This window comes from Paenibacillus lactis, assembly GCF_017873605.1.
GTDB lineage: Bacteria > Bacillota > Bacilli > Paenibacillales > Paenibacillaceae > Paenibacillus_AQ > Paenibacillus_AQ lactis.
Genome location: NZ_JAGGKI010000009.1, coordinates 185,623 through 197,643 on the forward strand (window position 1 = coordinate 185,623; position 12,021 = coordinate 197,643).

The window sequence follows — 12,021 nt, forward strand, 5'->3', positions numbered from 1 at the left end:
ACCGGAAAGGGCGTTTCTTCATCCATAAGAAACGCCCTTTCCGGACCTGATCGGCTTAAACTTCATCAGCTTATTCGGTTTTGCTGCTGCTGATACTGCTCCATCGACATCAGCACTTCGCGTGGCTTGCTGCCCTCATAGGGACCTATAACCCCGCGGGCTTCCATGGAATCGATGAGCCGCGCCGCTCGGGTATAGCCGACGCGCATTCTCCGCTGCAGCAAGGAAACGGAGGCCTGCTTCGCTTCAAGGACGATGGTGACTGCCTGATCGTACAGCTCATCGAGCTCCTCATCCTCGGATTGCCCGGACTCCTCAATCTCCGGAACAAGCGATTCGTCATATTCCGCCTGCCCCTGATCGCGCACGAAGGAGACGATATTCTCAACCTCCTGGTCGCTCATAAAAGCTCCCTGTACGCGAATCGGTTTGGATGACCCCATTGGCATAAACAGCATGTCGCCACGGCCAAGGAGCTTCTCCGCACCGGCCATATCGAGTATGGTCCGTGAGTCGACCTGAGAGGAAACGCCAAAGGCGATCCGTGAAGGGATATTCGCTTTGATAACGCCCGTAATGACATCGACCGACGGCCGCTGCGTGGCTATGATCAGATGGATGCCCGCGGCACGGGCCATCTGCGCGAGACGGGTAATAGCATCCTCCACGTCGTTAGCCGCTACCATCATCAAGTCTGCGAGCTCGTCCACGATAACGACGATATATGGCAAAACCGCCGCCGGATTATCTTTCATTAGATTGTTATAACCTTCGATATTGCGGGTGCCTGACTTGGAGAAGAGATCGTAGCGCTTCTCCATTTCGACCACGATTTTCTTCAAGGCGAGCGACGCCCGCTTCGGATCGGTCACGACCGGTGCCATCAAATGCGGAATCCCGTTATAAACATTCAGCTCGACCATCTTCGGATCGACCATCAGGAACTTGACCTCATCCGGCTTGGCCTTATACAGAATGCTCGTAATGATCCCGTTGATACAGACCGATTTACCCGACCCTGTCGCACCTGCGACGAGCAAATGGGGCATCCGTGCCAGGTTGCCGACGATCGTCTGGCCCGAAATATCCCGGCCAAAGGCGATCGACAGCTTCGATTCGGCCTCCTGGAAGATCGGTGTCTCCATAACCTCACGCATGGTTACAATGGATACCTCATTATTCGGCACTTCGATGCCGATGGCGGATTTGCCCGGAATCGGTGCCTCCATCCGAATATCCTTGGCAGCCAGCGCAAGGGCGATGTCATCCGTCAGGTTGACGATTCGGCTGACCTTTACGCCGATATCCGGCTGGATTTCATAGCGGGTCACCGAAGGCCCTCTTACGACCTCCAGCACCTTGGCACGGACGCCGAAGCTTTCCAGCGTAGCTTCCAGCTTGCGGGCCGTCTGCATGTAATCGCTCTGATCCCCGCCTTTTCCGCCATTCTTCGGCTTGGACAGCAAACGGAAAGGAGGCAACTTATAAGGCTTAGGCGGTGGTGCGGGAGGCGCGGCAGGGATGGATTCTTCGGCTCCATTCCCGGCACCATCCAAGCTGTTTGCGCCTGCTGCTGCGCCGTCTCCCTCTGCTACGGCTTGGCCGTCATCGACCGCAGCTTCCGAATGCTGCAGCGATACGTCCATTCCCTGTTCGCCGATTGGCCCGTCCAAATCATCAGCCTCCTCGTGCAGGCTGCCTTCCTGCTTCACCTGCTCGAAGAAATCACGGATAATCGGCGAGGAAGGAGCGCCTGAATGTTCGGCTGCTTCCGGTGACAAATGCGGTTCATCGTCATTCCGGTACAGAACCTTCTCGTCTTCATCATGAACTCCGTTCCCGGCCGTAAATACCGGTGCTTGGTCATCATCATGATCATCGTTGAAATCGGGCGCTGCCTGAGCCGTTTTCTGACCCTTGCCGCCAAACAGCTGGAAAAACTGCGGGGCTTTACGACGCGGCAGCCGCAGCTCCTCCATATCGTCCAAATCATCATCAAAATCGTCCGGCAGCGGCGTCCGCTCTTCCTTCGCGGCTGTTCTGGCAGCGGCTTTGGCCTTCGTCTGCCGACTGTTCATCTTCTTCTGCAGCCGTTCTCCCGCCTTGACGACTCTTACGCGGAACATTCGCATCAAATCCACATAAGACAAGTTCGTAATCAGCATAAAGCTGATAAACAGCATGACGATGACAATAAGTCTTGCGCCAAGGCTGCCAAACAGCATGATCAACAGCGCAAACTGCAAGGCTCCGACATATCCTCCGCTGATATCTCTGCCCATAACGGGGTGTTGATCGCTGCGAACCTCCCCATGCAGAAGCTCTCCTTGCAAATCGCTATGTATCTGGCTCATCACATTCGAAGCAGTCAACTGCCCGATGGGAGCCAGCTTGGATCCCAAGCCTGCGATGCTGCTCATCAATGTGAGCGCTAAGACCAGAAGAAGAACGCCGGTTCGTCTGCTGTTCCAACGACGCGGCCATTTACGGTGAATCATCACCATTAATCCGTAATAGATACCGATCAGGGGGATGATGAAATAATATTTGCCAAGCAAATATCCCGACATCTTGGCCAGGGAACGTCCGACCGGCGCCTCTCCGGATAACGCAATCACCGAGAGGGTCATGAGCACGATCCCGTAGATTTCATACTTCAGTACGGCTGCAAAGGCAGCCTTCTTCTTTTTTCTGCGCTTCGCCAAAAAGTCTCACCCCCGAAACCATATTATAGCATAAATTCGGTGGCGTACCTATGTTCTGTTTTCAGCCTTTAGCCTCATTTTCATCGGCTGCGATCGTCGGAATATAGCGAACGATACTGCCCGGAGCATAGCTGGAATTCAAGTAATGCTCGAGCCCGCAATCCAGGAGACGGACGATCCGGGCCTGCTCCTCTCCCATCGGTTCGACTTCCATCAGGACGCCTCCGATACGGACCTCTCTGAAGCGACTGCCCGGCTCTATATCGTCCGCACCTGGAGCCAGGCTCCGCTCAAGTGGAATAATGCTGTACCAGCTCATTGCGTGATCCCCCCCGGGCTGACTGCTTTACGCTCGGCAATCATGTGATTCAGCCGGTGCAGTGCTTGACCGATCCCTCCGACTTCATCCATCAGCCCGTATTCGACCGCGTCGGAGCCCGATACCGCCGTACCGATGTCCCGGTTTAGCTCGCCTGTCTTGAACATGAGATCCTTAAACTGCTCCTCTGTGATCCGGGAGTGACTCGTGACAAACCGGACGACTCGCTCCTGCATCTTCTCCATATACTCGAACGTTTGCGGTACACCGATCACAAGGCCGCTCATCCGAATCGGATGGATCGTCATTGTCGCGCTTTCCGCGATGAACGAATGATCGGCTGCAACGGCTATCGGCACTCCGATGCTGTGCCCGCCTCCGATAACCACCGTGACGGTCGGTTTGGTCAGCGATGCGATCATCTCGGCGATGGCCAGGCCGGCCTCTACGTCTCCGCCTACCGTATTAAGAATAATGAGAAGTCCTTCAATTTTCGGATTCTGCTCGGCTGCCACGAGCTGCGGGATCATGTGCTCGTATTTCGTTGTTTTATTTTGCGGAGGCAGCACGAAATGCCCCTCGATTTGGCCGATTATAGTCATGCAGAATACATTGGATTCATTGCCGACCGGCACTCCGGTTTGGCCAAGCTGGGTGATCGCTTCTGTTACGGCACTCTTCTTGCCCTCTTCGGCCGGAGCCGCCGGCGCTTCGGTTTCCCCGGTAATGCCGGCTCCCTTTCTGCCGGTAAACTCTAGCTCATTTTGCATAACGCCATCCCTGCCTTTTCGCTTATTCTTGGGCTGCAGCTATATCCATAGCTGACCCTTAGTATGGCAAGCGACGGCATAGTTTTATGCTTACCGCAGGGATCGGCGTGCAAGTCTTCATATTGTTTCAAGTTATCCTCGTGCATGAGGCGGCCGATTCCGGCACCAACTGGGTCCTCGACAGTACCTTCTCCCGGCAAACCCTCCGATAACATGATCGATGGTCAATCCGCCACGAACTGGATTTTCGCTTGTAGGTCGAAGGAATCCCTGCGGTTTGTAAGACAACATAAAAAGCCCCTCTTTCGCGGAAACCGTCCAATTATTACCTGCGAAAGAGAGGCGACTGTGTGCCTGATTATTTTTGAGGTCGTTATGCTAAAACGACAATTACACTTCCATGATGATCGGCAGGATCATCGGTCTGCGGCGCGTCTGCTCGTACAAGAAGCGTCCGAGAGCGTCCTTGACGCTTGTTTTCAGTGACGCCCACTCGTTTACGTTCTCACTCATCAGCTTCTGAAGCGTGCTGGAAACGATACGGTTGGCCTCATCCAGGAGACCTTCAGATTCACGGACATAAACGAATCCGCGAGAAATGATATCCGGACCGGATACGATGGAGCCGTTCTGCTTGCTCAAGGTAACGACAACAACGAGGATGCCGTCTTGGGACAACAGCTTCCGGTCACGCAGCACGATGTTGCCTACGTCGCCTACACCGAGCCCGTCAATCAGAACGTTGCCTGCGGTTACCTTGCCGGCCTTGCGGGCGGCACCGCCTTGAATCTCTACGATCTCCCCGATATCGGTAATGAAGATGTTGTCCGGGTCGACGCCGACGGACTCTGCAAGCAGAGCGTGACGGCGCTGCATCCGGTATTCCCCGTGAACAGGGATGAAAAATTGCGGTTTCATCAGGTTCAGCATCAGCTTCAGCTCTTCCTGGCTTCCGTGTCCCGAAACGTGCACACCGGAATTGGAACCGCTGTAAATCACATCGGCACCGAGTCGGAACAGCTCGTCGATCGTGCGGCCGACGTACTTCTCATTGCCAGGAACCGGAGTTGCCGCAATGATAACCGTATCGCCAGGCAAAATATCCACCTTGCGGTGGGTCGAGCGCGCCATGCGCGTAAGCGCAGACATCGGCTCTCCCTGACTGCCTGTACACAATACGACCACGCGGTCGGCTGCCATCTTGTTAACCTCTTCCGGCTCGATCAGCATGCCGTCCGGGATATGAAGATATCCAAGCTCGGCTGCGATCGAGACGACGTTCACCATGCTTCTTCCGATTACCGTAACCTTGCGGCCGGTTGATTCGGCAGCATTCACCACTTGCTGGATCCGGTGCACATTCGATGCGAATGTAGCCACCACCACACGCTGCTCGGCCTTGCGGAAAATATCTTCAAGAACGATGCCCACATTTTTCTCCGATGGCGTAAAGCCGGGTCTTTCCGCATTGGTGCTGTCGGACAGAAGGGCGAGAACGCCCTTGCTTCCGATTTCAGCCATCCGCTGCAAATCCGCATATTGGTCATTGACCGGCGTATGGTCGAATTTAAAGTCCCCTGTATGCACCACATTGCCTTCAGGCGTCTCGATGCAGATGCCGACCGAATCCGGGATACTGTGGTTGGTCTTGAAGAAGGTCGCTTTCATGGTGTTTCCGAGCTTGACTTCTGAATCGGCATGAATCAGAATCCGTTTCGTTTCGCCCAGCAGATTCGCTTCCCTGAGCTTATTCTCCACCAATCCGAGCGTCAATTTCGTTCCGTACACCGGAACATTCAAGTGCTTCAACACGTACGGGAGTCCGCCGATATGGTCCTCGTGACCGTGAGTCAGCAAAATCCCTCTCACCTTGTCGCGATTTTCCGTTAAATAGCTAATATCAGGAATAACGATATCAATTCCAAGCATATCTTCTTCTGGGAACTTCAGCCCAGCATCCACGACTACGATGTCATTGGCATATTGGATGACATACATGTTTTTCCCGATCTCACCGACGCCGCCCAAGGCAAAAATCGATAGTTTATCGCTGCTTATTTTCTTAGACAAATGTATCTAACCCTCCTATAGTTTTGGACGTCGTACCATTGTTATATTTAAATTTCAAAAAAATACCGCACCCAGTCACTTGAATTCATTATACATGATGAAAAAGTGAAAACACAAGTCAGCCGCCTACGTGTCCCATAGGATGCCCGAAACGCTGCGGTTTAAAACGAAAGAAGCCGCTGCCTTGTTCAGGCAGCGGCTGTACGTTTACTCGGTTTTGAAGCAGGTATATTACAATGACGCCAGCATCGAACGGATGAACGATGCTTCGCTTTCACTCGGCGAGACGAGCGGCAGACGGACATCTCCTACCTGATAGCCTCTTTCATTCAGGGCGAACTTAACGGCGGACGGGTTCGGAAGCGGGTCCGGACACTCGAACAGTCCCTTGAACAGCGGGAATAACGATTGGTGAAGCTTTGCAGCTTCCTGCACATTCCCGGCAACATATGCATCGATCATATCCTTCATCCGTGCACCGGCAATATGACTTGCAACACTCACGATACCATAAGCGCCTACCGCCAGAGCCGGCAGCGCTGCAGAGTCATCGCCGGAATAGACGATAAATCCTTCCGGTGCGCCTGCAGCGATCGCAGTCACCTGATCGATCGAGGCGCATTCCTTCGTGGCAACGATATTCGGCAATTGCGCCAACCGCAACGTCGTGGCGGTGCTCAAGCTGACTCCCGTGCGTCCCGGCACGTTATATAGCATAACAGGCAGCGAGGTTGCTGCTGCGATTGCCTCAAAATGCTTATACAGACCTTCTTGATTCGGTTTATTGTAATAAGGAGCAACCAGCAAAATGCCGTCGACCCCGCAAGCTTCCGCTTTCTTCGTCAATTCGACCGAATGTGCGGTATTGTTGCTGCCTGTGCCTGCGATAATTTTGCATCTTCCGGCCGCCTGCTTCACAGCGAATGCGAACAATTCGAGCTTTTCCGATTCGCTCAGCGTGGGAGACTCGCCGGTTGTGCCGGCGATCACGAGGGAGTCTGATTTTTGATCCGCAATCAAATGCTCAATTAATCTTGCCGTCTCGTCCCAATTGATCTCGCCGCTGCGATCGAACGGGGTTACCATAGCCGTAATCAATCTTCCGAAATCCACAATGATTCCTCCTTAGCTTTTTCCCGTATACGGGAAAACCTGCTTCATTCTCTACATAGCATATCCTAAATCAGGGCAATCTGCATTACCCATACCTTAATCCCGTACCGATAAATTGATAAACGATGATGTCACACAAACCTGGAAAAACGACACGGATCTATCGATGAAGCTCAAATTTGCTGTGCAGCGCGCGCAGCGCCTGAGCCATATCTTCTTTTTTGACAAGCACCCAAATCGTTGTATTGGAGTCAGCCGATTGCAAAATCGAAATATCGTGCTCGCTCAGCGATTCGACAATTTTCGCCATAATGCCAGGCACACCGTTAATGCCGCCTCCGATTACCGATACCTTCGCGCACCCGGATAAGCTTCTTGGCTTCAATCCAAGGTTCTGCAGAACCTCGATCGCTTTTTCCGAATCGCTGTCGAATACGGTATAAACAACCCCCGTCGGGGTAACATTAATAAAGTCTACGCTGATCGAATGCTCAGCCATGGATTTGAATACCTTCAGCTGCAAGCCTTCGGTCCGATCGCACTCGACCGAAATTTGGGTAATGTTGCTCACATAAGCAACGCCGGTCACATAACGGTCTACAATACCGGATTGGATATCCCTGAATCCTTCAGGCTGGGTCACAAGCGTTCCTTCGCTATCCGAGAAGGTCGAACGGACGCGAACCGGAATTTGGGACTGCATCGCGATCTCCACCGCTCTCGGATGAATGACCTTGGCCCCCTGATGGGCCATGTTGCAAATCTCCGTGTAGCTTACATAGCTTAACGGCTTGGCATCCTCTACAATCCGGGGATCTGCCGTCAAAATGCCGTTGACATCGGTATAGATATCCACCATTTCAGCGCGAAGCGCCGCACCCAGTGCTGTTGCGGAGGTGTCACTGCCTCCTCTGCCGAGCGTCGTTAAATCACCCGACTCGGTCTGCCCCTGAAAGCCCGTCACGATCACGACCTGATATTGCTCCAGCTCCTTCAACACCCGGTCAGGCTTCACATCCTTGATGCGTGCATTGCCGAAATGATTGTCGGTTAGAAATCCGGCTTGGGCGCCCGTCAGAACCGTAGCGGTAATGCCCTCATGGTGGAGCAGGCTGCACAGGGTTGTCGCCGATATCACTTCTCCACAGCCCAGCAGCATGTCCCTTTCCCTGCTTGGTAGTGCATTTCCGTTATGCTCGATCCAATCAAGCAGGGTGTCTGTTGCGTAGGGTTCCCCACGTCGTCCCATCGCGGACACCACGACAACCAATCGATACTGATTGTCCAACTCGCGCCGGATGTGTCCGATAACATGGGTTCTCGCTTGCGGTGTGGACAACGAAGTGCCTCCGAATTTTTGAACTAAGATGCGCATGCATATTCCTCCGTTTATCTATGCCCGGGAGCGTGAAAACTCGGGGCCGACCGACTGAAACGGCCGGCTATTTAGCCTGGCCGCTTCGGTTCGTGCAGGTTGATTTCAGCAAAACTCCATGGTCTGCTGTTTTTCGAATGTTAAGGTTCTAAATGATGCCTATCGTATTAATGAGCGTATTCCACGAGCATCGGCTGCAGCTGTTTTCCTTCCAACGCCGCGTAGCAGGCTTCCGGTATCAGGTCCATTCTCGCCACGAGCGAGTTCGGCTTCTGCTGCGGGTTATCCTGGCCGAACGGAACGAAATATATATTCTTCGTAACCAATAGTTTGGCGATATTGGCTGCATTCAGTCCCAGTCCATCGTTCGTTGAAATGGCAAGCACGAGCGGTCTGCAGTTTCTCATCTGCGCCTTGGCAGCCATCAGAACAGGGCTATCCGTCATCGCGTTCGCCAGCTTGCTGGTCGTATTCCCTGTGCAAGGTGCAATGACCAGCACATCAAGAAGCTTGGAAGGTCCAAGCGGCTCCGCCTCAACAATCGTAGAAATAATATCATTCCCGGTTATATCTTTCAACTGTTTCTGCCAATTTTCCGATGTCCCAAATCGGGTATCCGTCGTCATGATGGTGCTCGATACAATCGGAATCACATTCGCTCCGCCCGATTTGAAACGCTCGATCTGCGGCATCACTTCTTCCAGCGTGCAGTGGGACCCCGTCAGGGCATAGCCCACCGTTTTTCCATTCCAATTCATTTCGCATCCCCCCGAATCTTGATTTCTTCAGAAATCAGCTCCACCAGCGCATTGGCGATAATGATGCCGGCTGTCTTAGGAGCCACGATTCCGGGTAGTCCGGGTGCGAGCATGGCTTTGATACCCCGTTTTTCGGCATAGCGAAAATCGCATCCGCCGGGTGCGGAGGCGAGATCGATGATAACGGCCTCCCGAGGCATTTTCGAGATGATTTGTGCTGTGACTATCATAGTTGGAATCGTGTTAAAAAGCAAGTCAATGCCGGCTACGTGAGTCCCCAAATCCTTTATGAGAAAAGGCTTCCAGCCCATTTCCTCCGCTCTGGCATAATGCTCCGATTTCCGTACGCCCATCATGACATTCGCACCGAGCCCCTGCAGGCTCCGCGCCATCGTAAATCCCGTCCGGCCCATGCCGAGCACCATGCTCGTGGATCCATGAATCGTAAAATCGGTATTTTGGATCGCCATCATCAGCGCTCCTTCTGCCGTCGGGATGGAGTTGTAGATCGCTACATCGTCCCGCTCAAATATTTCCACCAGCTTGATGTTATATTTGTCGCACAGCGATCGTAAATAAGGTTTGGCCATGCCGGTATAAACGACTCCGTGCTTCGGCATAGCGGCAATATGATCCTCCTGCAGCCGTAATGGACCTTCCGAAAACAATGCGCTGACACGTCCTTCATCATCACAGCCCACTACCGGCAAAATCAGGGCATCGGCATCCGCCATCAGCTCGGTGGAAAGCGTCTCGCGCGTAACCCCTTGGAATGAATCCTGCAGCTTCTCAAAGCCCGCGATCATGACGGAAGCATCCATCTCGGCGCACTTGCGGATCACTTCAATTTGCCTTGCGTCTCCTCCAACGAAGACGGTCCGGACTCCAGTCAGCATGGAAGGCGTCGCTCCTTTCTTTCTAACCAATGTATAGACCATCTTATGCTGCGGCCCATAAGGTGGTGAGCGAATTATCCATGTAACGCGTTGGATAGCCCCTTACGCTGCGGGAAGCGAGGTTTCGGCCCGATGGTCATCGTCGCACGGAAGACGCGACAAACCGGGGATGTCCTTGGCAACGTCAAAAAAGGCCGCCTTGGCTAATCAGCCAAAACGACCTTTCCAATTCGATGTGTAGAACTCGTAAACGCGAGCCTATTTCCCCGTGTGTCCAAATCCGCCCGTACCGCGAACGGTTTCGGACAGCTCTTCCACCTCGGCAAAGGCGACTGCAGGCACGGTCTGAAATACCATTTGCGCTATCCGCTCGTTCCGCTCGATCGTAAATGGCTCTTGTCCCAAATTGATGAGCAGCACCTTCACTTCGCCGCGATAGTCGGCATCGATGGTGCCCGGCGAATTCAAGCAGGTAATCCCGTGCTTGAACGCCAGTCCGCTGCGAGGGCGGATTTGGGCCTCCAGCTCTGCCGGCATGGCCATTGCAAAGCCAGCCGGGATCAGCTTGCGCTCGCCGGGCTGCAGAACGACCGGCTCCGGTACAGCGGCATGCAGGTCGAAGCCTGCAGCGAGCTCGGACATTTTCACAGGCAGCTTCACATCTTCATTACCGGGTAATCTATGGATTTGAACGTAGTGCAACAAATTCATTCCTCCTAAGTCCATTCAATGCTTTGTCTGAGGTTCCAACCATCGCGAGTGCATATGGAGTATTAAACATTCGGTCGAGGACGGCATTCACATCCTCCATGCTTACTTGCTCAATGCGCTTGATCAGCTCATCAAGGGTGTGATGCCGGCCCAGCATCAGCTCGTTCTTGCCAAGCCGGTTCATGCGGCTGCTGGTGCTCTCCAGACTAAGGATGAGGCTTCCCTTCAGCTGCTCCTTCCCCTTCTTGAGCTCCTGCTCCGTCATTCCGTTCGTTGCCAGATCATGCAGCATCTCGATCGTCAAATCCAGCACATCCTTCGTCTGCTTGGGCGCCGTGCCCGCATAGATGGTGAACATGCCGCTGTCCGCATGGGAGCTGTGATAGGAATATACCGAGTAAGCGAGCCCCCGCTTCTCCCGGATTTCCTGGAACAGCCGCGAGCTCATTCCGCCGCCGATGGCATTGTTCAGAAGCACCATTGCATATTGCAGATCCTCGCCGATCGAGCAGCCCGGGAACGACATGCAGATATGATTCTGCTCGGTCTTCTTCTTCCGGAACTGAACGCCGTCCAGAAATGACGGCACCTCAAGGGCTTGGGGCGCACGGCGATTGGAAAATCCGCCGAAGTGCCGCTCCAGCAGCTCGATCGTTCCTTCATTGATATTTCCGGCAAGCGCAATGACCGTATTCTCGATCGTATAGTGATGTTCCATGTAAGCGCGCAGCGCATCGGAATCCATCGCTTCCAGCCGTTCCTTCGTACCAAGGATCGGAAATGCGAGCGGGTGATCGCCATAAACGGCCGTTGACATCAGGTCGTGCACCAGATCATCCGGCGTATCCTCATACATGGCGATCTCTTCCAGGATTACATTCTTCTCCTTGGCCAGCTCTTCCGCATCCAGCTTGGAGTTGAAGAACATATCGGAGAGAACGTCGACAGCAATCGGAAAATGCTCATCCAATACCTTAGCATAATAGCAGGTATACTCTTTAGCCGTGAACGCGTTGACGTTTCCACCAATCGCATCGAACTGCTCGGCAATCGCACGGGCGTCAAACCGCTCCGTCCCTTTGAACATCATATGCTCTATAAAATGCGTAATCCCATTGATCTCCGGCGTCTCATTGCGGGATCCGGTCCTCACCCAGATGCCGAAGGATACCGAACGACTTGTGGGGATGCTCTCCATAACCACACGCAGGCCGTTTGACAATTGTATTTTTTTCACGCAAGGCCCCCCTAACTGTCCATCCAGGTTCATTTCAGCTGACCAACAGCCTCATGCCATCCATTCA

Annotated in this window: 10 protein-coding genes; all 10 read right to left on the minus strand. The window is 53.5% G+C overall.

The window, feature by feature from the left end:
• Positions 1 to 65: 65 nt before the first annotated feature.
• Entirely contained in the window at positions 66 to 2,705 is a 2,640-nt protein-coding gene (locus J2Z18_RS17825; protein WP_210095127.1) for an FtsK/SpoIIIE family DNA translocase, read from the minus strand.
• Between the two features lie 61 nt (positions 2,706 to 2,766).
• A complete protein-coding gene (locus J2Z18_RS17830; RefSeq protein ID WP_007128695.1) occupies positions 2,767 to 3,024 on the minus strand; it encodes a YlzJ-like family protein in 258 nt (85 codons plus the stop codon).
• Positions 3,021 to 3,794 carry a ClpP family protease gene (locus tag J2Z18_RS17835; RefSeq protein WP_007128696.1) on the minus strand — a complete coding sequence of 258 codons (774 nt, stop codon included), beginning with the start codon at positions 3,792 to 3,794 and terminating at the stop codon, positions 3,021 to 3,023. Before J2Z18_RS17835 ends, J2Z18_RS17830 begins: the two co-directional genes overlap by 4 nt.
• Positions 3,795 to 4,184: 390 nt before the next feature.
• Positions 4,185 to 5,864, minus strand: a complete 1,680-nt coding sequence (locus J2Z18_RS17840) for a ribonuclease J (protein WP_007128697.1) — start codon at positions 5,862 to 5,864, stop codon at positions 4,185 to 4,187.
• Positions 5,865 to 6,095: 231 nt separating this feature from the next.
• Complete coding sequence (gene dapA, locus J2Z18_RS17845) at positions 6,096 to 6,977, minus strand: 4-hydroxy-tetrahydrodipicolinate synthase (protein WP_210095128.1); 882 nt, start codon at positions 6,975 to 6,977, stop codon at positions 6,096 to 6,098.
• 160 nt (positions 6,978 to 7,137) lie between these two features.
• Complete coding sequence (dapG, locus tag J2Z18_RS17850; RefSeq protein ID WP_007128699.1) at positions 7,138 to 8,352, minus strand: aspartate kinase; 1,215 nt, start codon at positions 8,350 to 8,352, stop codon at positions 7,138 to 7,140.
• 167 nt (positions 8,353 to 8,519) lie between these two features.
• The gene (locus J2Z18_RS17855; RefSeq protein WP_007128700.1) at positions 8,520 to 9,110 is read right to left on the minus strand and encodes a dipicolinate synthase subunit B; all 591 of its coding nucleotides are present in this window, start codon (positions 9,108 to 9,110) and stop codon (positions 8,520 to 8,522) included.
• The gene (gene dpsA, locus J2Z18_RS17860; protein WP_007128701.1) at positions 9,107 to 10,006 is read right to left on the minus strand and encodes a dipicolinate synthase subunit DpsA; all 900 of its coding nucleotides are present in this window, start codon (positions 10,004 to 10,006) and stop codon (positions 9,107 to 9,109) included. Before dpsA ends, J2Z18_RS17855 begins: the two co-directional genes overlap by 4 nt.
• Positions 10,007 to 10,264: 258 nt before the next feature.
• Positions 10,265 to 10,711, minus strand: coding sequence for a dUTP diphosphatase (dut, locus tag J2Z18_RS17865; protein WP_208604280.1), 447 nt, complete (start codon positions 10,709 to 10,711; stop codon positions 10,265 to 10,267).
• Positions 10,686 to 11,954: a M16 family metallopeptidase gene (locus J2Z18_RS17870; RefSeq protein WP_210095129.1), complete on the minus strand. Its 1,269-nt coding sequence runs from the start codon at positions 11,952 to 11,954 to the stop codon at positions 10,686 to 10,688. Before J2Z18_RS17870 ends, dut begins: the two co-directional genes overlap by 26 nt.
• Positions 11,955 to 12,021 lie beyond the last annotated feature (67 nt).